Origin of the sequence: Hymenobacter amundsenii (genome assembly GCF_002204745.1) — a bacterium.
In the GTDB taxonomy this organism is placed as follows: domain Bacteria; phylum Bacteroidota; class Bacteroidia; order Cytophagales; family Hymenobacteraceae; genus Hymenobacter; species Hymenobacter amundsenii.
Genome location: NZ_NIRR01000018.1, coordinates 43,575 through 60,420 on the forward strand (window position 1 = coordinate 43,575; position 16,846 = coordinate 60,420).

At 61.0% G+C, this 16,846-nt stretch carries 27 protein-coding genes; 4 read left to right on the top strand and 23 right to left on the bottom strand.

The genetic code is table 11. The annotated features are described in order from the left end of the window. Positions 1 to 82: 82 nt before the first annotated feature. From CDA63_RS11790 to CDA63_RS11895, 23 genes are all read right to left on the bottom strand, one after another. Positions 83 to 1,042 (bottom strand): hypothetical protein, encoded by a 960-nt coding sequence (locus tag CDA63_RS11790; protein WP_088464658.1) that lies wholly within the window; start codon positions 1,040 to 1,042, stop codon positions 83 to 85. A gap of 50 nt (positions 1,043 to 1,092) precedes the next feature. Continuing rightward, complete coding sequence (locus CDA63_RS11795) at positions 1,093 to 1,542, bottom strand: hypothetical protein (protein ID WP_088464659.1); 450 nt, start codon at positions 1,540 to 1,542, stop codon at positions 1,093 to 1,095. A gap of 22 nt (positions 1,543 to 1,564) precedes the next feature. After that, positions 1,565 to 2,242 (bottom strand): S49 family peptidase, encoded by a 678-nt coding sequence (locus CDA63_RS11800; protein WP_088464660.1) that lies wholly within the window; start codon positions 2,240 to 2,242, stop codon positions 1,565 to 1,567. After that, positions 2,218 to 2,508 carry a hypothetical protein gene (locus CDA63_RS11805; RefSeq protein ID WP_126546832.1) on the bottom strand — a complete coding sequence of 97 codons (291 nt, stop codon included), beginning with the start codon at positions 2,506 to 2,508 and terminating at the stop codon, positions 2,218 to 2,220. The genes CDA63_RS11800 and CDA63_RS11805 overlap by 25 nt, the downstream gene beginning before the upstream one ends. A 563-nt stretch (positions 2,509 to 3,071) precedes the next feature. Beyond that, a complete protein-coding gene (locus CDA63_RS11810; protein WP_088464662.1) occupies positions 3,072 to 4,658 on the bottom strand; it encodes a fibronectin type III domain-containing protein in 1,587 nt (528 codons plus the stop codon). 2 nt (positions 4,659 to 4,660) lie between these two features. After that, complete coding sequence (locus tag CDA63_RS11815; protein WP_088464663.1) at positions 4,661 to 5,071, bottom strand: hypothetical protein; 411 nt, start codon at positions 5,069 to 5,071, stop codon at positions 4,661 to 4,663. 9 nt (positions 5,072 to 5,080) lie between these two features. After that, positions 5,081 to 5,584, bottom strand: a complete 504-nt coding sequence (locus CDA63_RS11820; protein ID WP_088464664.1) for a hypothetical protein — start codon at positions 5,582 to 5,584, stop codon at positions 5,081 to 5,083. Further along, the gene (locus CDA63_RS11825) at positions 5,585 to 6,151 is read right to left on the bottom strand and encodes a hypothetical protein (protein WP_088464665.1); all 567 of its coding nucleotides are present in this window, start codon (positions 6,149 to 6,151) and stop codon (positions 5,585 to 5,587) included. It abuts the gene before it with no gap. Then, a complete protein-coding gene (locus tag CDA63_RS11830; protein WP_088464666.1) occupies positions 6,151 to 7,437 on the bottom strand; it encodes a hypothetical protein in 1,287 nt (428 codons plus the stop codon). The genes CDA63_RS11825 and CDA63_RS11830 overlap by 1 nt, the downstream gene beginning before the upstream one ends. Next, positions 7,421 to 8,065, bottom strand: coding sequence for a hypothetical protein (locus CDA63_RS11835; protein ID WP_088464667.1), 645 nt, complete (start codon positions 8,063 to 8,065; stop codon positions 7,421 to 7,423). Before CDA63_RS11835 ends, CDA63_RS11830 begins: the two co-directional genes overlap by 17 nt. 383 nt (positions 8,066 to 8,448) lie before the next feature. After that, positions 8,449 to 8,745, bottom strand: a complete 297-nt coding sequence (locus CDA63_RS11840; RefSeq protein ID WP_088464668.1) for a hypothetical protein — start codon at positions 8,743 to 8,745, stop codon at positions 8,449 to 8,451. After that, positions 8,742 to 8,903, bottom strand: coding sequence for a hypothetical protein (locus tag CDA63_RS20880; protein ID WP_165768281.1), 162 nt, complete (start codon positions 8,901 to 8,903; stop codon positions 8,742 to 8,744). The genes CDA63_RS11840 and CDA63_RS20880 overlap by 4 nt, the downstream gene beginning before the upstream one ends. Before the next feature lie 100 nt (positions 8,904 to 9,003). Continuing rightward, positions 9,004 to 9,348, bottom strand: a complete 345-nt coding sequence (locus CDA63_RS11845; RefSeq protein ID WP_088464669.1) for a hypothetical protein — start codon at positions 9,346 to 9,348, stop codon at positions 9,004 to 9,006. Beyond that, complete coding sequence (locus CDA63_RS11850; protein ID WP_088464670.1) at positions 9,345 to 9,734, bottom strand: hypothetical protein; 390 nt, start codon at positions 9,732 to 9,734, stop codon at positions 9,345 to 9,347. Before CDA63_RS11850 ends, CDA63_RS11845 begins: the two co-directional genes overlap by 4 nt. Positions 9,735 to 9,741: 7 nt before the next feature. After that, entirely contained in the window at positions 9,742 to 11,172 is a 1,431-nt protein-coding gene (locus CDA63_RS11855; protein ID WP_126546834.1) for a hypothetical protein, read from the bottom strand. 284 nt (positions 11,173 to 11,456) lie between these two features. Further along, positions 11,457 to 11,660, bottom strand: a complete 204-nt coding sequence (locus CDA63_RS11860; RefSeq protein ID WP_088464672.1) for a transmembrane Fragile-X-F family protein — start codon at positions 11,658 to 11,660, stop codon at positions 11,457 to 11,459. Beyond that, positions 11,657 to 12,076 carry a hypothetical protein gene (locus tag CDA63_RS11865; protein WP_088464673.1) on the bottom strand — a complete coding sequence of 140 codons (420 nt, stop codon included), beginning with the start codon at positions 12,074 to 12,076 and terminating at the stop codon, positions 11,657 to 11,659. The genes CDA63_RS11860 and CDA63_RS11865 overlap by 4 nt, the downstream gene beginning before the upstream one ends. Beyond that, a complete protein-coding gene (locus tag CDA63_RS11870) occupies positions 12,069 to 12,404 on the bottom strand; it encodes a hypothetical protein (protein WP_088464674.1) in 336 nt (111 codons plus the stop codon). The genes CDA63_RS11865 and CDA63_RS11870 overlap by 8 nt, the downstream gene beginning before the upstream one ends. Positions 12,405 to 12,408: 4 nt before the next feature. After that, the gene (locus CDA63_RS11875) at positions 12,409 to 12,636 is read right to left on the bottom strand and encodes a hypothetical protein (RefSeq protein WP_126546835.1); all 228 of its coding nucleotides are present in this window, start codon (positions 12,634 to 12,636) and stop codon (positions 12,409 to 12,411) included. Positions 12,637 to 12,708: 72 nt separating this feature from the next. After that, complete coding sequence (locus CDA63_RS11880; RefSeq protein WP_088464676.1) at positions 12,709 to 13,047, bottom strand: helix-turn-helix transcriptional regulator; 339 nt, start codon at positions 13,045 to 13,047, stop codon at positions 12,709 to 12,711. 4 nt (positions 13,048 to 13,051) lie between these two features. Further along, positions 13,052 to 13,276, bottom strand: coding sequence for a hypothetical protein (locus tag CDA63_RS11885; protein ID WP_088464677.1), 225 nt, complete (start codon positions 13,274 to 13,276; stop codon positions 13,052 to 13,054). Next, positions 13,276 to 13,620, bottom strand: a complete 345-nt coding sequence (locus tag CDA63_RS11890; RefSeq protein WP_088464678.1) for a hypothetical protein — start codon at positions 13,618 to 13,620, stop codon at positions 13,276 to 13,278. Before CDA63_RS11890 ends, CDA63_RS11885 begins: the two co-directional genes overlap by 1 nt. A 32-nt stretch (positions 13,621 to 13,652) precedes the next feature. Then, positions 13,653 to 13,886, bottom strand: a complete 234-nt coding sequence (locus tag CDA63_RS11895; protein WP_088464679.1) for a hypothetical protein — start codon at positions 13,884 to 13,886, stop codon at positions 13,653 to 13,655. Positions 13,887 to 14,025: 139 nt separating this feature from the next. On the opposite strand from CDA63_RS11895, the gene CDA63_RS20480 reads away from it, so the two are divergent. Genes CDA63_RS20480 through CDA63_RS11915 form a run of 4 tightly spaced genes read left to right on the top strand, consistent with a single transcriptional unit; the run spans position 14,026 to position 16,723 of the window. After that, positions 14,026 to 14,478 carry a hypothetical protein gene (locus CDA63_RS20480; protein WP_126546836.1) on the top strand — a complete coding sequence of 151 codons (453 nt, stop codon included), beginning with the start codon at positions 14,026 to 14,028 and terminating at the stop codon, positions 14,476 to 14,478. 54 nt (positions 14,479 to 14,532) lie between these two features. After that, a complete protein-coding gene (locus CDA63_RS11905) occupies positions 14,533 to 14,946 on the top strand; it encodes a hypothetical protein (protein ID WP_206780458.1) in 414 nt (137 codons plus the stop codon). Continuing rightward, on the top strand, positions 14,946 to 15,323 hold the full coding sequence (locus tag CDA63_RS11910; protein WP_088464682.1) for a hypothetical protein: 378 nt from the start codon (positions 14,946 to 14,948) through the stop codon (positions 15,321 to 15,323). The genes CDA63_RS11905 and CDA63_RS11910 overlap by 1 nt, the downstream gene beginning before the upstream one ends. Continuing rightward, positions 15,320 to 16,723 (top strand): phage integrase SAM-like domain-containing protein, encoded by a 1,404-nt coding sequence (locus tag CDA63_RS11915; protein WP_165768282.1) that lies wholly within the window; start codon positions 15,320 to 15,322, stop codon positions 16,721 to 16,723. The genes CDA63_RS11910 and CDA63_RS11915 overlap by 4 nt, the downstream gene beginning before the upstream one ends. Positions 16,724 to 16,846 lie beyond the last annotated feature (123 nt).

The following is a 16,846-nucleotide window of genomic DNA, read 5'->3' on the forward strand; positions in this document are numbered from 1 at the left end:
TAAATTTTGAATTGAAATTGGGGGGTGATTGGCATGAATAAGGGCCGGCCCCTGCTAGAGGAACCGGCTCTTATCGGCAGGCTTATACCAGCTCCTGGTCGTTGGTGAAGACGATTTCGGGAATGATGAAGCCGATACCCATGCTGAAGTCGGTGAAGAACTTGAGCAAGCGGTCCACGCTCTCTACCTGCACCTTAGTCTGGTTCTGGATGCGCTTGCGCAGCATGATGGCGTTGCCTTTCGGCGTGCACCAGATTTTCTGGGTGTTGCGGTGCGAGGGCAGCGGCTGAAGCGTGATGTTAGTGTTGTTCACCGTCAGGCCCAAGGCCCCACCGCCGGTGTTCTTGCCGTACTTGCGCTCCTGGCCCCGCAGGAACTGGCGGGCCACTGTTTCCGAGCAGCCAAGCATCATTGGAATGCTCCAGTAATCTTTGTGGATACCATCCACGAAGGCCTCGAACTGATCCACCAGGGCGAGGGGGTTGGTCAGCTCCAGCGCACCCGTCACGATGGGCTCGATGCGGCCGGCCGTGATTTGGGTGTTGATGGTGTACTTCAGACCGTCGAGTGACGTGCCGGCGGCACCAGGCGTACCAGCTACCGGAGCGACATACTTGCCCTGGAAAATCTCTTCGTGCTCGATGTCCTGCTTGATTTGCGGAATCAGGTACACTTCCACGTACCAGCGCACGAAGGGCCACTGCTTACGGTCGATGTCCTCGCCATCCATGAAACCCAACCAGCTCGACTCCAAGTCGTCCGGATATTCCTGGGCATCAATCTTCATTTTGAACTGCTTGATCTCCAGGGGCACGAATGTCACGCCGGCCAGCGGGGTGAAACCGTTCTGGAAGGGCTGCACCACGCGGGTGAACAGGGCCTTGGCCGCTCGCCAGATGGTATCATCCGAGTTGATGGGCGTGAACATGCTCTCGGTGCTCGTGGCCGAGCGCAGCAGCGTGTAGAGGCGCGTGAGGTTCTGGCCTTGATTGAGGTAGTAAGCGCCGAATTGGGCAACTACGTCGGTAATTTCTAATGCCATGTTAGTCGGCTGATTAGGTAAGCTGGAAAATGAGTTAGGATTGCGATGGGCTAGACCTCGCCGAGCATCTTGGCGTGCAGCGCGTCCACCGTTTTCTGGTGGTCGTTGGCGCTGGGCTCCTGCACGTCGTTTTTGGCGGCGTCCTTGCGGGGCGCGGTGGGGGCAGCACCAGACTGAGCACCGAGGCGCACCACTTCAGCCTCAGCCTCATCGGCCCGCTTAGTGGCGGCGGCCAGCGCATCGGTGGCGGTCTTCTCGGCTCCCTGAGCCGTCGTGACAGCAGCTTCAGCCGTGTCGACGCGGTCGGCTTTGGCCGTGAGTTCCTCCAGCGTGCCGGTGGGCACGAGTTGAGCCCCCTTCATGCCGGCGGCGTCGAGTTCTTGGTTGGCAGCATCGATTTGCTCGGCCGAGGCCGATTCGTTGCCGATGATGGCCAGCATGGCCGTGCCCATCAAGGCGGTGGCCAGGCCACCGGATTTACCGAAAAATTTGAGTCCCATTGTGGTTGAAAAAAGTGATGAATTAGCTGTCCTGAGTAGTCTTCTGAGCCAGGCGGGCGCACTCAGCCAGGGCATCCGAAAAGGAGCCCTCCGCGTCGATGAGCCCAATTTCCCCGGCCTGCGAGGTGAAGAAGGTTTTGCCCGCCGAGGCCCCCGATTGGGTGAAGAGCTTCTCGTTGAGGCGGCTGCCGCGGCTCTCGCGCACGTGGCTGAGAAAGCCCCCGGCAATGGCCGTGAGCTGGGCCTGCAGGGGCTTGTAGTCGCCCTTGCCGGCAGCGGCGAAGTCGGCGTTTTTCTGGCTGCTCTGCTCAGCGTACACCTCGTGGAACTTCACGCCCATCTTCTCGAAGTAGGGCTGGGCGTCGGCCCAGGAGGCCATCACGCCGATAGAGCCAATGCAGCAGGTTTCGTGGGTGGCGATAATCGAGTCGCAGGTAGCGCCGATCCAGTAGGCGGCCGAGCACATGAGCCCGTCGTCGCACAGGGCCACGACGGGTTTGCCGGCGGCCTGGCAGGCGCGGATGCCGTCGGCTACGCTCTGGGTGCCGTACACCTGCCCCCCGGGCGAGTCCACGCGCAGCACCACGCCCCCTATTTCGGGGTCGCGGGCGGCGCGGTTGAGGCTGGCGGCCAGGCTCATCAGGCCCAAAGGCCCGCAAAACTGGTCGGCCTTCATCAGCGGCCCCTCGGCCCGCAGCACCCGGATAATCGTTTCATCCGAGCCGCACCGGTGCCACTACCATCGGCGGCCACCCCGCGGGCGGCATAACTCACCGCCCCGAAGCTGGAAGGCCTCACGGTGAAATCCTTCGGTGCAGCCTCAGCCCGCAGCTCGGCCAGGTTGATGGCCGACTCCTGAGCCGAGCCGCCGAGCAGCATGGCCGCCAGCGGTAGCATATAGGGCTGCGCGTGCTCCATGGACATGAGCCAGGGCGAAGAAGCTAAACGGGAGATAAGTGCCAGCATCGATTTCAGATTGATCGATGCAAAACTGCCGCCCTCAGCCCCGCGCCAAAAGGACACAAAAAAGCCCCCGACCGAGTGGGTCGGGGGCCTATAGAAGTGGTCGGACGGACTAAGCCAGCGTATCGAGATAGGCCAGCTATTGCTTCGCTTCTGCGTCGGTTAGGGCTTGGTACCAGATCAGGCACGAACGGCTGCGGGCCCTGGTGGCAGTGGCGGTGGAAGTGTGGTATTGATGTAGGTTTGCAAGGGCGCGAGGGTGCCCGCTGACAGCGGAAAAAATTTTCGGCGCATGAACTTTGCTTGGCATTAATATATTATCGTATTTAACGAATAAATTAAACCTATCTATGAAAAAACAATTACTCGGTATCTTGAAAAAGGCAGTCTATCTGCTTGTAGACACCAGCGATAATCAGGCCCCACCCTACCCGCTCACAGCAGACGAATGGCAGACTCCAGTGGTGCTACCGGAGCAAGCTGCTCCGGTAGCACCACTGGAGTCTGCCTTGGTCGCCCTGCCTACCCCACGCCCGCTTGCCGGCGTGGGGTAGGCGGATGCCGGCTTAGACGGGCACCTTGTAGAAGCCACCATCGAGCGCCTCGAACGCCTGGAACATCCAGTAGCGCGAATTCGCATCGTACACCTCCCGCTCGTAGAGCAGCACGCGGTCTATAGCGGTCGGGAAGGTGGCTAGATAGGTGCGGGTGGTGCCCTCGGGGCCGTTGGCGTCGATATTCTGGACGGCTATGGCGCCGTTGGCCAACAGCCAATGTTTGGCGTCGCCCGAGCCAAACAGCGGCACAATAACGCGTACCTGCGTCCCGGTGAAGCCAATTTTTACCCCGCCGTATCTAGCGCCTGACACGTAGGCCCGGCCGCCGCCCACCTCATCGAAAGCATAGAAGCTACGTTCTGGCAGGTAGGTAAGTAGATCACTGTCCTTGCCCACAATGCCCGGCCCGGTGTTGAGGCGCGGGGAGGCTGTCGCTGCGTCCGAAAACGGGCCGGTTCCTACGCTGTTAATAGCGGCTACTTTCACTTGGTAGTTTAGCCCGTTTACAAGGCCACTTAGCAGTTGGATGGCCGTTGCGGAAGCTGACCGGGTGACGGCCACGAACACGTTACCGTTTTGGCCGGTATCGCGTAACTGCACCGCGTAGTTGGTAATGGCCGCGCCGTTAGCAGCGGGCGCGTTCCAAGCTGCCGTTAGTGCCTGATCGGACGGGGTCAGCGCGAGGCCCGTTACCTGCCCCGGTACGGCTGGCGTTCCACCGCTGCCCCCTGTAGCTGCGGCCGGAATTGGCAGCACCCACTCGTAGGCCGGAACAGGTACGGCGAAATACTGCGCATTGAGCGCGAGAATCCGGTCGTATTTGCTTTTCGCCTCGAAGCCAATACCAATGTCGGAAGGGTGAATACCGTCCACGTAGCTACTTGGGTAAGCTATCGGGTCGATATACTGATGGCTGGACAAATCCTCGAAACCATCAACGCCCCACGTCTGCCAGTTGGCGCGGATAATCGTGTTTACCGCATCAATCCGTACTTGCACCTGCGGCCCCGCATAACCCGCATCGGCTGGCCGGCGGGCCTGATAATCGTGGTCGCAATCCGTAATAGTCGAAACCACGGTTTTGTACCCGGCTGCTTTGGCCTTTGCCATTTGCTGACGGACCTCCTCCCCGACAGTCGCGGCGGTTGGCGTGTCGCTCTGGCGGACGCTATTTACGCCGCCTTCAAACAGGTGAATGCCCCCGCAATATTTGGCGTCAATAGGGGGCAACTCGGCGGCTAATTGCGCGGCTACGGTATTGCCCCCCCGCGCTGTCCAAATCAGGTCATAATTGGCAGCCGAGAACGTGAAGTTAGCCCCGGTATAGGTAGCCCCTAATGCCGTGGCCACCCGGTTAATCGGTGCCCCGAATTGGCCGAAACTAGCATCGTTTCGAGAGTCGCCGCCAAACACAAGCAGCAGCGGCTTGCCGTTCCAGCTCACGCTGCTGGCCGGGGGCGTGGTACTGCCGCCCATAAGCTGGCTTTCCAGTTGCTGAATGGCATCGCGCAGGTTGGCAAAATTGGCATCGACCTCGGCATGCGAGAGGCGGCGGCCGAGCGCAGTGCGCAGATGGAGCAGGATGTTTAAGGGCATGGTTAGGCGCTGTATTCGGGTTCGGTATAATCAGTCTCGGTGTAGGAGTCGCCAGGGTCAGCAGTTGGTGGTGGCGTGGTTGTGGAGCCACTGGGCAGCTGTCGCAGGATGTAGGCCAGTAACGGCCGCAGCGTGAGGCCGGCGGCGGCAGTGTGGGCGGCCGGCAACTCCGAAGCGGCGAACGGTTCCAGCTCCAGCGCCCGGTAGGTGGCCGTGGTGGTGGAGCCGGGTGGCACCGCGCCGTTTGCCCGGGCCGTGGTCGTCAGGTAAACCAGCCCGGCCGATTCCACCAGTGTGCCTGCCACCTGCGCTCCCGCCGTCCAGGGGCGCACGGCAGTCACCAGGGCGTTGAGGACGCCGCCAGCGGGCAACTCCTGTAACTCTCCCTCGAGCTGGACTAGCGGCCGGAGCATCGCCACCGCTTACGCTAGCTTAATGGCGGGCCCGACATTGACGTGCAGGGTCGTCGCGGATGTAGCCACGCCGACCTTCTGCACGATCTGGCCAGCAGCCGTTGGGGCCGCTCCCGTCGTTTTACCGGCCTGCGTAGCCGAGAGGAACTGTTCCCCAGCCGTCAGGCCCGACACCTGGTTGTTGGAGTCGTCGAAATACACGTTGGCCAGGGCCCCGGAGGCAACGCCGGCAATCACATAGCCATGCGCTTTAGTGCCGGGGCCGGTGGCAATGGCCTTGCGTACCGATGGGATGCCGGCGTTGTTGTAGATATTCACCAGGTCGCCGGCAGCCAGGGCCTCCGAGGCCTGGATGGCTACTACATCCGCTCCGATACCGGTGGGCAGCAACGAGGCATCGAGCTTGCCGGAAGCATCCGTCTGCACGGCCTTGCTGGCATCCGAGGCGCCGGTCGACTGGGTAATGGGGGCTACTTCTTCAATTTCCCCGTTGTTGTTGGTCAGGAGCTTCATTTAGCTGAGTTTGATGATGGACTGTGGTTGGAAAAGCAGGCTGTCGGCCGTCACGGCCCGCCCGATGATTTGCGAAAAGGCCAAGCCAGCACTGGCGGTGGCAAGTGCGCCACCGTTGCCAGCGCGGTAGGTGGTGCCCGTGACCAGACCCCAGCCGGGGATGGTGGCCAGGCCCTCCGTCTGCACGCGCACTGCTGTCCCGGCTGAGGCGCTGCTCAAGGCCACGCCCAGCAGCGCGTGGCGGTGGGCCAGATTAGCAGCAGAGTAAGGGTAGATGCCGGTTGCGGACCGGGCCACCAGCTGGCCCACCAGGATGGCCACGTCGGCCAGCACCGTGACTTGGCCTTCCGGCTGGGCGCTGCCCCCACCACTGCCCAAGGCCCGCCAGTTCAGGCCCGGCGTGAGGCTGTAGTGCTGATCCTCGTCCTGCACGTAGCACACGTGGCCCGGCAGAATGCGCGGAATCAGCGCGTCAAGCAGGCTGAAGGTGGCCACTGGATACCGCTCCCGATCCAGGTGCTGCTGGACGGTAACATTGAAGCCGTTTGCGAGGGGATAGCCAGCCATTAGAAAGAGAGGGTGTAGCTGGCCGTATTGGCCACGGTGGCATAATCGTTTTGCACCAGCTCGACGTAGTCAGCCGTATCGGTGCCTTGCGTGAGCTGCAGCCGGCGCTGGGTCCAACTGCTGAGCGCGTCGAACCCGTTCTGGTCGGTGATGGCCGTGGCCAGCTGGGTGCCGGGCACGTAAATGACGTTCCGCTCCCCGGCGGCCTGGGTGAAGGTGAGTTGGCGGCTGCCGCCGAACGGAGCCACCAGCATGGTAAAGCCGGCCAGATCAACCGGGCCATTCGGAGCCGTGCCGTAGAGCGTGGCGTACACAAACTCCAGCGGGCGGCTGGCCTGCAGCACGGTGTTGGTGCTGCGGCTGGCCGAGGGGCCGAACGTGGCGCTCGACGCCACAGCTGTAGTGGCCACCAACTGCGTGGCCACCTGCCGGGGCGACATCAGCCCCATGAAGGGCTCCGGGGCCGCGGGCGGAATGGTGAGCGTGGAGCTGGTAACCGCGCCCACGCTGCCCCGGTTGGCGCTGAGCGTGATGGAGAGCGCCGTGATGGTATCGAAGCCGCGCCGCCAGTAGCCAGTAGGCCGCGCCGCCGGCGTGGCCACCACCTGCATCGAGAAGGAGGGTTCGTGGAAGAGCTGCGCGACCAAGTAGTCGAACATTTCACGCGTGACGTGCCAGTGCTGGGTAGCACTGCCGCCCTGCAGGCCGCTGAGCTGCTCGTGGTCGCTTACCCCGCCACCGCCAGTGGCCGGCACGCCGGGCAATACGTCCCCCGTCGCTGGAGCCGGGGCCACTGGGCCATCGGCCAGGTACGGGCGGGCCGGGCGGGCCGTGTCGCCCACGAATTGCCAATCGTAGCCATTGCGGCTGGTTTCGCTGCCCGAGTCGGCCGAGTACTTCCACTCGAGCGGCTGATCGGGCGTGCCAGCCAGCCACAGCTCCCCGTTCAGGTCGCGGTAGAGCACTACGAAGCGCCCCCCGAGCATCCACTCCATCGCCGTGGCCAGCGCGGCACTCTGCCGTGCTATGGAGCCCACGAGCTTTTGGCTGAACACGTCGCCGTGCCGGCCCAGCGGTTTCGACGGCTGCGAATGGCGCACCGACCCGCGCACCGATTGGATGCGGTACCAGTAAGTGTCCGGCTGCAGCGCCAGGCTCGAGAGCGTGAGCGGGCCCAACGCCGGGAAGCTGACCAGGTTGGCGGCCGGCGTGTACCAGAGCGACTCTACCCCGCCCAGGTTGTCGAAGCCCGACTCCTGCACCAGGTTGCTATACAGAAGCTCCATTGCGCTGGCGAATCAGGTCGGTGAGCTGCACCGGGGATTTCATAAGTTCCTCATGGACAGCACGGTGCTGGGCCTCGCGGGACAATCCGCCGCTTTTGCGCGACAATTCGCCGCTTTTACGGGACAATTCGCCGCTTTTGCGGGACATATTCACTACCGATTTCGGCTTCTTTTTTTTCAGCCCCTTCAAGTCACAGTTGCGCTGCACGGCCTTGCGCAACGTCTCGTACTGCACGTCCTCCTCGCGCAAGTCATAGGCGCCCATGAAGTCGACGATGACTTCCTTGATGGTGCACTGGGTGTTGACAAAGTTGCGCACCCACACGTAGAGCTCCTCGCGCATCGTATCATCCACGAAATCGTTGAAATGATAGATGCTATAATCCGTTAGCTCCGTGAGCCCGTACTGATGCACCGGAAAGTTTTGCATGTCCAGCAGCAGCACCTGCGTACAATTCTGGCGGCTGCCCACGTGGCTCAGGCGGCCCGCCGACTGGCGGCGCAGCAGGTGGAACAGCAGCTTACCGAAACGGTCAGCGGTGCTCAGCGTGTAGGTACCGTGGCCTAAGTGGCCGTTCAGATACTTACGAACATGCGGTTTAACCGGGAAATTGAGGGTCTTCGGCATTGCTGGGGCTTAGAATAGGTCAATAATACCGCTCGTAGCACCCGCACAAAAGGACTTGCCGCCGGGCCTGGACCCCGCGGCAAGAAATAGTAATTCTGTTGTCATATAGGGGATATCAGGGGGGTGTTCGCAGGGAACAATTTAGCTAATATCCAACAATATGCCAAAGATTCAATTAGAGGTAATCGTTTGATTATGCAATAAATACGCTCTTATTTATCGAGTGTTGGTTGAGTCTTCACGTATCCATCCTGCTCGTAAGCTACTCCGCAGAATGGGCAGTAGGAAAACAGGAGGCTTAGGTTGGCCGATTGCGGCTTGCCGGGCTGCCCACCCTTCCTGAATCGGGCAGATCGAATACTTTGCAGAAGGGATGCATGGGCTCAGCTTTCCGTTACGCGGCCAAGACCATCACCCCGGCTCAGGATAGACAGTGCTTCGACTACTATCCGGCTGACGTGCACGATGCCGTTATCCATCGTTACACTTACCTCCACTGCTTCTACCAGCTGACCATGCTCAAGCGAGGCAGCAGGATCAACCTTGCGGGTCATCTGGATATTAACCACCCGGTGGCCATACACGTGCTCTTGCAGGGCCTGCTCCATTTCTGTGCGGTCGGAACCGCTCGTAATGCGGGCGTCGGCCGAATAGTCTTCTTTGTTGAACGGATTCTTCATCGTATGTTGATTTTAGAGGTGGCTATTTCCTGGAGCCTGGCCGGCAGCAGCTCGAGGTTGCTGATGCGGCCGGCCAGCCGCTCCCGGCTCAGGTAGTAGGCCAGCGCCGGGGCCGTGCGAGTGAACGGGTTTACCTGGCGGCCGTGGGTGTCGAGCACGGCCCAGCCCTCGAACTCGCTCAGGTGCTCCAGTAATAGTTCGCCACTGGGGGCCGGGCCGGCCGGCTGCCGGGGCCGGCGCCCAGGGTGGGGGGTGGTTTCATACCTGCTCCAGCGCAGCTTTCTTAAGCACCGCGAGAATTGCTTGTCGTGCTTCGTTATCAATGCGCATTCCATAGCCCGTGCTCTGCACAATTTCAAGTAACTCCCTGGCGTGTCGCTGCTGGAGCGTCTCTATTATTATAGCACAGGCACTGATGTCAATCGGCAGTTCACAATCCGCCTGCACCAGCGCTTCGCCTTTGGGAAATTGGCCGACCGTCTGCAGCCTTATCCCCAGCACGGAACCAGGGCATGTGGGTTTGGTACAAGGGCAGTCGAATGCGGCGATGCAGATGAGCAGTTGGTGGCCAGCCGTTTCGAATAATTTGGCGGAACGAATCATAATTCGAAGAAGCGGTTGAGGTTGAGGGCCTTCTGATTGATACGGCCGTAAATGCAGTTGAAATAGTTCTGATGCTGAGCCTGGGCCGCGTGTAGCTCCTCGTCCACCATCAGCCGGTTGAGCAGCACGAGCTCCTCGACGCGCAGCCGCCACTTGCGGGCTTTCAGCCGCCGCAGCCGGTCGCGGGGCCAGTTGCCGGCCAGTAGCCCGGTCAGGCGGGTGAGCACGCGGGTAAGGGGCCGGATGCTGAGCAGCTGCTGGCGGTAGATGGGCCGGTAGCCGCTCACCACATTGAGGCGGTAGAGGTACAGGCGCAGCGCGTGGCAGAGCGCATCGGCTTCAGCCTGGTGTAGCTCCACTACCTGGTCGTGTTCGCTCAGATTCATGACGCGGTCAGCTTGTAGCGGCTTTCGTCGCCAGGGACTGCCCCGCCATTTCGTAGAAACGCTTCAGCGCCGATTCCCGTCCCAGCAACCGAATCCGGTTCTCATGCCAGCGGTATAGCTCCCAGGCCGTGAATTCCTTCACGCGTTTGGTTGCGGAGATTTTCAGCCCCCGTTGCAGCTGCTTGAACTGCGAAAACTCTGTTTCTGCGGCCTGTAGGGCAGTTGTGATCCGGCGATACCGCTGCTTGACCTCGTTTTCGGCCAGCCATTGCTCGGTACGAATGAAGCCGTTGGGGTTGTGAGCATCAAAATAACCCAAGCCGTTGGTATACAGCGCGTAGGGCCAGGATACTTCAGCATCCGTGTGGCGGGCAAACCACTTGCCGGCCAGCCGGACGCGCTCCAGGCAGCCGGCGTGGTACTGCTGCCACTGGGGCAACGTGAGGTGCGTGGTATCCAGGTGCCGGTAGACGCCGGCGGCAATGGCGTCTAGGCTCAGCTGGTACTGCTCGGCGGTGAAGCGCTTGCGGGGATACAGCATCCTGCAGGCTTTTGTGAATAACTCTTCGCTGAACAGGGCCAGCATTCGGGCTTTTTGCGCTTCTACAGCACTCTGCTGACGAATGATCTTCGCTGGTGCCTTAGGCCCTAAAAGTGCCTTCAGCCGCCCCCCAGCCCCTTGTTTCCCCATTTTCGGCGCCGCTTCGTCCCCCGCCGCGTCCGCTCCGCCAGCCCGGGCACTAATTTCTTTTTCCTGGTTTTCCGGTGTTTTCCACTTTTCCACCTGGTTAGTTAGAGTAGTATTTATTAATCTATTTGGAGCCTGTATAGGCGGAAGTTTTGTACCGTAATCAGAAACACAAACGGGCTGGCATATACCTGAACCCCCGTTATTTAGTCCTCCTTTTTGTGTGTTTTGTACCATTTCAAACAGGTACTTTTTGCTGATTACCAACTCCAAATTCCGGCGCCAACCGTGGAAATACTTCGCTATAATGAGGCCGGCATCCATCAGCTGGGCGATGTGGGTGCGCATGGTCCGGTCTGAGAGGCTACGCTTCTTGCCTAGCTCAACACAGTTAACTTCTATTACCACCCCTTCCGATAGCCCCCCCTCGTGGCCTTCCTGCAGGAATTGTACTTGACGCAGTTGGTGAACTGCATCCAAGGCGCGCTTGATCAACAGCGCACCCGTATCCTTACAGCTGGCAGAAAAGGGCTTCTGCGGCACATAGACCACCTGCTGGGTGCCAGCCCGGGTGCCACGCTTAATGAGCCGCGTGAGTTGCTTGGTCTCGCTTTTGCTGAGAAGAAAGTTGTAGAAGTCGTGCCAGTGGCGGCGGGCCTTACGGAGAGAGAGAGGCTGTGGAAACATTTTAAATTTCGTAAAAAATGGGCAAAGCGCTGCCAGCGAGCCGGAAAACGCGTTTTTCGGCAACCAATAATTTTGGGGTAAAGCGAGGTCAGAAGCCTGTATCAGGCCGCCGCCACGGCGCCGGCATCCTGCCGGCATTCGCTCCTCGCCCGGCCTCACGACCGGCACTGCCACTCTTCAGGCTTTCCCCAGCCATGGGTTACAGCGGCCCATGCGGGCACGAGGAGGTATGCTAAGCGCCGTAGCGGGTGGCCCTGGTAGCCGCGCCACCTAATGCGGCTACCAGGGCCGGGAAACCGGCTGCGGCGGGCGGCCCGGGTGGGCGCGCTGGGCGTGGAGGCGGCAGCTCATGCGCGGGTGGCTTTGCGGGCCAGCAGCAGCAGCGCGGCGGCCACGAGTACTAAAGCCCAGGGCCCCCAGAGCGGCAGCCAGATCCACCACCAGCTCCAGCCGGCTACCGGCGTGTGGCCGTTGAGCTTGAGCACGAGTAGCGTAAGCAGGGCCAGCAGCAGCAAGCCAATGATGCGGTTGAGGCGTGGGGTCGTTGTCATAGCGGCGCTTCTTCTAGGTCAGTGGGGGCCAGCGGCTTGAACTCCTTGGTGGTGCGGCTGGTGAAGGCCACGAAGTAGAGCCGGCTCTGCGGGTCGTAGCGCTGAATGCGGCCGATGGCTCCTTTCAGCTCGCCTTTTATCACGCGCACCCGGGTTTCGGGCGAAAGCTCCGTGGCGGGGCCGGGCTGCGCGGCGGCCAGGTGGTGGCCCTTCTTAAAGTGTAGCAGGCACGAGGAGCAGGCGTCGGGCGGTACGCGCTTAGCATCGCCCCAGGGCGTGAGCAAGCCGGCTTTGCGCTCGTAAGAGCAGAGGGTGCCGCCGTCCCCATCGAAGTAGTGGAAGCGCGTCTGGCCGGGCTTGGTGCTGGCCCAGACGCTGGCCACCGTGAAGCTGAGCTGATCATGTTGCTTAGCCATCAGCCGGCCCTCCCTCCTGCGCCAGCTGCTGGTCGATTTCGGCGATGCGCTGCTCGTAGCGCGACATGTCGTACTTGATGTCGGCCACTTCGGGGGCCAGGCGCACGTGAGCGCGGGCCAGGCGCACCAAGTCGCGGTCGGCAGTCAGCTTTTGGGCCAGCGCGGCCCGCTCGGTGCGCAGGCGCTGCCGGCGGATGGTGTCGGGAGCGGGCAGCTCACTCAGGTCGCGCAGCTGCACGGGCTGCTCCTGGGCCAGCAGCGTGGCCAGGCTCCGGAACCCGGCGTCGGCCGGGTTGGAGGTATAGAGGTTGAGAACTGGCTGTTGCATGGCATCAGGCGGCTACGGCGGTGGTACCATCGACTACCTCGGCCTCAACCCACAACTGCTCGTGCAGGGCGTGCACGTGGATTTTGCGCAGGTTTTGACTGCGGCGGGCTTCATCGAGCAGAATCTCCGTCGTTTCCGAATCGGGAAACAGGCGCAGCTTCCGCTCCAGCTGGGTCAGGCGCTGCGAGTAGGTCTGGATAGCGAGGGCGTGGTCGGCGGGTTCGAGACGCATAAATTCATCCGGGGTAAGGGTGTCGATATTGCTCATGGGGAAAGCGGGAAGAGTGAGAGAAAAGCGTGTTTTCTAGGACGCCACGCGCATGCGCGGCATCTCTTTCAAGTCGTGAATCGTGAAGCCGATACCCTCGCCGTAGGCCAGCAGCGCAGCGCGGGGAATGCGCAGAAAACCCGGCGAAAACTCCAGCGCGAAGAGCTGCACGAGCTTGCCCCGGCGGTCGGCCTTGCCCTCCTGCACCCACTTTTTCACCGTCCGGGTGCTCACGCGGGTGGCCGTGGCCACCTCCTCGAGCGTGAGGTACTCGTCGGGCCCGGTGGCCGGCGCGGCCGGGGTGGCCAGCAGCTGCGCCATGCGGGCGAAGAGCTGCTCCAGGTCGGCTTTGGTGGCGAGTTCGTCGGGGCGCATAGGCTTAGCTGGCTATTGCCATGATGGTGGCGGCGCCGGCCAATGGGCCGGTGCGCATGCGGAAGTGAAGCTCTTCGGCCAGGTTGGGGTGGCGCGGGGCCAGCACCTGGTAGAGCTGGTCGTAGCGGGCGGGGTCGTGCACCTCGATGCAGGCCGCATCGAGCACGGCATCGGCGACCGGCAGCTCGGCCGGGTTCACGGGGCCGGGAGGGGGCGGGATAGTGAGCATCAGGCGGCTAGGCTAAGCGGTGGCACCATCACCCGGAACTCGCGGCGGCAGTCCGTCAGGTCGATTTCGCGGATGCCGGCGGGCAGTGGCAGCAGCAGCACCTCCTCGTGGGTGTAGTCTTCCTGCACGGCTGAGCGCAGCTGCGCGGGCATCGAGCCGGCCACGTACACCAGCAGGTTGCCGGCGTGGCGGCAGTACCCGACGATGGGCTGGGGCGCGGCCAGCTTTACTGGCTGGCTGCTGGTGAGGGCGCATAGGGCGCTGCCTCGCTCGAATCCGGACACGCGGATTCGCTTGCCGTTCAGGCCCGTCAGGCTGATGGGGCGGCAAAAGGTCTTCTTCATGGGGAAATTGGAAGAGTGTGAGAGGATAGGATTTAGGCGGCTACTGCCTCAGGGAGTAGGTGCGCGGGAATCTCAAATTCTGGCAGCGCGTGCTTCACCAGCGCGACGAGGTCACGCAGGACTGGCCGACGGCCGATGCGAACCAATTCCAGCAGGTTAGCTGGGGTCTCGTAGCCTGCCCTGACGGCATATGTAGAGGCCATCGTTGGCAATATTTCGCATACCTCACCCATCAGATGATAGTATTTCTGCTTGTCCGTCATCATCGTGTTTGCACGGTTTCTTCGCGCAATTCATTACTTGCGCTATCTTGTTACCGACTGTCTGTCAGGTCAACAAACATACGCGCAATTGTCTAAAAACGGGCAATTGATAATTAATTAATTTCTCAATTGTCTCTGATATATGCCCCAAGAGACTGTAAGTCAAAGGATTAAAATTCTCATAAAAGCACTAGGATTGAATCCAAAGAGCTTTAGTGAGAAGTACGGAGTCAATGAAGGGACTACGCGTGGCTACACTACACGCGGTTCTGTTCCAAATGCTGAATACATCGGCACGCTCCTAAGAGCAATTGAAAATTTAAATGCGCAATGGCTCTTACTAGGAGAAGGTTCGATGTTCACTGGCGCTGCTGAACAGGCCTCCACCTACCAAAAAAATTCCGGGGGCAACAATATCGGCCAGAACACCGGCACCGGTAGCGTGACCCAGACGCACACCGAGGCTACCTCCAGTGAGCTTCAGCAGCACTTGGAGGCAGCCCGGCGTGAAAACGAACTTCTCAAAAACCAGCTCCGCGATAAGGAGCGCATCATCCAACTGCTCGAACGCCACTCCCCCATGCCCCCCACCTAACCCCACTCAATGCCGTGTCGCCCAGCAGAACGCATGGGCCACTTGCGGACAGTATTGCAACTCAACACCAGTGAATTCGCGCTGCTGCTGGATCTGCCCCGAAAACGGATGAAACGCATCCTGCGGAGCACGGCCAAGCCCAGCGTATCGCTTCTGGCCCGCGTCAGGCGGGCACTGCCCTACATTAATCCCGATTGGCTCCTCACCGGCGAGGGGCCGGTGCTTTACACACCTGCTACCGCCCCCGCCGACCCGCTCTATTTGCCCCTGCCAAGCACACCTATCGCTCTATCCCCCGGCAACGCCATCCACACCAATCATGGCACCGCCAACCAAACGCTCAACATCCTGCATTGCCAGCAAAGCCTGAATGTCTGCCGCCAACACATGGCCATGCTCCAGCAGCAGCTGCGGGATAAGGAGCGCATCATTCAATTACTTGAACTGCAGCTTAATTCCGCTCACTAATGTCCAAGAAAACGATTCTTATCATCAGCTTTTTTGCCTTGCTTATTTACGGCGCGGTAACATCAAAATCTTCGCCGCCTGAGAAAGATTATGTTGACATACACCCTGGAATCAAAGCTATTACGGCGGGGCTGGTAGTAAGCAACACGGACACCTTCTCCTACTACCGCCCAGAAATCACCATCAACAAAGACTACAAGTATATTGCCCCAAGCGTCGGTAAAAACGGAAACATAGTAGTGCGCTGGGACGATTTTGTTGACAGCGACGGCAAACGGTTTTCCGCTGTTAGCTCCAAAGTGGCCCATCTTAAAATCGTCACGGCCGCCCCTAACAAGAAGCTGGGTATATTCATTACTCAGGAAGTAGGCCGGTGAAAATCACTCGGCAGCTGCGCGAAGACTTGCTCAACCAAAACGGCTACGCGCCCATCCAGGTCACCATCTGCTGGCAGGGCCACCGCAAGCGCGTGAGCAGCGGCGAGGTGTGCCGGCCGGCGCACTGGAACCCCGAGTCCAGGGAAGTCAACTTCGTGCGCGGCAACTTCTCGGCCGACATCAACAAGCGCCTGGCCGATATCAACTACGCGGCCGTGTCGGCACTGAACCTGGCCAGTACTGAGCGGCGCCTGTTGCCGGCCGAGGAGCTGCTGGCCGCCGTCAACGGCATCGTGCGGCCGGCTGCGGCCGTGGCGGCCCCGGTGGCGGAGCAGCCGGCAGCCGCTGGCACGCCCACCCGCATGATCGGTACGCCCGAGGCCCGGGGCTGGTACGACGAGTGGGTGGAGGAGCAGGCCGCCAAGATGTCGAAGAAAACCAAGCGGCTCACCTCCAAGAACACCATCCGCGCCTACCGCTCCACCCAGCACCGCCTGCAGGCCTACGAAGAGTACCGCCAGGCCCCGCTGCAGTTCGCTGACATGACGCTTACCAGCTTCTACCAGCCATTTTGCGCTTACGTGCTCGACCACCTGGGCAAGGAACTCAACACGTTCGGCAAGTACATGTCGCACCTAAACACGTTCCTGCGCTGGTGCGACATCGAGCAGGATCTGCCGGTGCACCGCCACTACCGCAAGTTCACCGCCCCCGAGGAGTACATCGGCGTCGACGCGCTCAGCGACGCCGAGCTGCTGGCCATCGCCGCCCTGCGCTTCCGCGACCCGGAACTGCAGCCGCTGCTGCTCGAGGGCTACGCGGCCCAGTGCCAGGCCCAGGCCGACTTCTTCCGCAAACGAGGCAAGCAGCAGTACACTACGTCGAGCCCCAGCGTCGAGAGCCCCGGCTTCGCCTTGTTCGTGCAGCGCATCGAGCTGGCCCGCGACAAGTTCCTGCAGTGCTGTTACCTGGGCGTGAGCATTTCCGATGCCGACACCATGCCCCGCACCACGGCCCGCAACCAGGTCATCGAGTGGCGCCGCGGTAAAAGCGGCAACGCCTGTTACATCCCCTACTTCGACGACGACATCTTCAAGCCGGTGGCCCTGGCGGCCAAATACGCGGGCCAGACGCCCCTGTTCGTACCGTGCTGCTACGACGTCAACGAAATGCTCAAGGTGATAGCCCGGCTCATCGACCTGACCCGGCTGAACCTGAGCACCAAAATTGGCCGGAAAACTTTTGTTACTATTAAGCTCTTCCAGGGCGTGCCGCAGCGCATGGTGATGATGGCCACCGGCCACTCCACCGAGGCATCGTTCAACCGCTACGTGGGTGTGGATCTGCTCAAGCTGCTGGAGCAGTTCAAGCGCCACTCGCCCGCCCAGAAGGCCGCCTGAGCGCATTAATTCAGTGGCAGATTGGAGTGGCAGTTTCTATGATTTCGGTTGCCAGCAGCTTCCAACGGCTACTTGGCAATATTCTCTAACAGCCTGCAAACGCGGAAAACGATGGAAACCAGT

Excerpts from the sequence above, each read along its gene's own strand:
- CDA63_RS11790 (WP_088464658.1), bottom strand. The coding sequence starts at position 1,042 with ATGGCATTAGAAATTACCGACGTAGTTGCCCAATTCGGCGCTTACTAC.
- CDA63_RS11795 (WP_088464659.1), bottom strand. The coding sequence starts at position 1,542 with ATGGGACTCAAATTTTTCGGTAAATCCGGTGGCCTGGCCACCGCCTTG.
- CDA63_RS11805 (WP_126546832.1), bottom strand. The coding sequence starts at position 2,508 with ATGCTGGCACTTATCTCCCGTTTAGCTTCTTCGCCCTGGCTCATGTCC.
- CDA63_RS11810 (WP_088464662.1), bottom strand. The coding sequence starts at position 4,658 with ATGCCCTTAAACATCCTGCTCCATCTGCGCACTGCGCTCGGCCGCCGC.
- CDA63_RS11815 (WP_088464663.1), bottom strand. The coding sequence starts at position 5,071 with ATGCTCCGGCCGCTAGTCCAGCTCGAGGGAGAGTTACAGGAGTTGCCC.
- CDA63_RS11820 (WP_088464664.1), bottom strand. The coding sequence starts at position 5,584 with ATGAAGCTCCTGACCAACAACAACGGGGAAATTGAAGAAGTAGCCCCC.
- CDA63_RS11825 (WP_088464665.1), bottom strand. The coding sequence starts at position 6,151 with ATGGCTGGCTATCCCCTCGCAAACGGCTTCAATGTTACCGTCCAGCAG.
- CDA63_RS11830 (WP_088464666.1), bottom strand. The coding sequence starts at position 7,437 with ATGGAGCTTCTGTATAGCAACCTGGTGCAGGAGTCGGGCTTCGACAAC.
- CDA63_RS11835 (WP_088464667.1), bottom strand. The coding sequence starts at position 8,065 with ATGCCGAAGACCCTCAATTTCCCGGTTAAACCGCATGTTCGTAAGTAT.
- CDA63_RS11840 (WP_088464668.1), bottom strand. The coding sequence starts at position 8,745 with ATGAAGAATCCGTTCAACAAAGAAGACTATTCGGCCGACGCCCGCATT.
- CDA63_RS11845 (WP_088464669.1), bottom strand. The coding sequence starts at position 9,348 with ATGATTCGTTCCGCCAAATTATTCGAAACGGCTGGCCACCAACTGCTC.
- CDA63_RS11850 (WP_088464670.1), bottom strand. The coding sequence starts at position 9,734 with ATGAATCTGAGCGAACACGACCAGGTAGTGGAGCTACACCAGGCTGAA.
- CDA63_RS11860 (WP_088464672.1), bottom strand. The coding sequence starts at position 11,660 with ATGACAACGACCCCACGCCTCAACCGCATCATTGGCTTGCTGCTGCTG.
- CDA63_RS11865 (WP_088464673.1), bottom strand. The coding sequence starts at position 12,076 with ATGGCTAAGCAACATGATCAGCTCAGCTTCACGGTGGCCAGCGTCTGG.
- CDA63_RS11870 (WP_088464674.1), bottom strand. The coding sequence starts at position 12,404 with ATGCAACAGCCAGTTCTCAACCTCTATACCTCCAACCCGGCCGACGCC.
- CDA63_RS11875 (WP_126546835.1), bottom strand. The coding sequence starts at position 12,636 with ATGCGTCTCGAACCCGCCGACCACGCCCTCGCTATCCAGACCTACTCG.
- CDA63_RS11880 (WP_088464676.1), bottom strand. The coding sequence starts at position 13,047 with ATGCGCCCCGACGAACTCGCCACCAAAGCCGACCTGGAGCAGCTCTTC.
- CDA63_RS11885 (WP_088464677.1), bottom strand. The coding sequence starts at position 13,276 with ATGCTCACTATCCCGCCCCCTCCCGGCCCCGTGAACCCGGCCGAGCTG.
- CDA63_RS11890 (WP_088464678.1), bottom strand. The coding sequence starts at position 13,620 with ATGAAGAAGACCTTTTGCCGCCCCATCAGCCTGACGGGCCTGAACGGC.
- CDA63_RS11895 (WP_088464679.1), bottom strand. The coding sequence starts at position 13,886 with ATGATGACGGACAAGCAGAAATACTATCATCTGATGGGTGAGGTATGC.
- CDA63_RS20480 (WP_126546836.1), top strand. The coding sequence starts at position 14,026 with ATGCCCCAAGAGACTGTAAGTCAAAGGATTAAAATTCTCATAAAAGCA.
- CDA63_RS11910 (WP_088464682.1), top strand. The coding sequence starts at position 14,946 with ATGTCCAAGAAAACGATTCTTATCATCAGCTTTTTTGCCTTGCTTATT.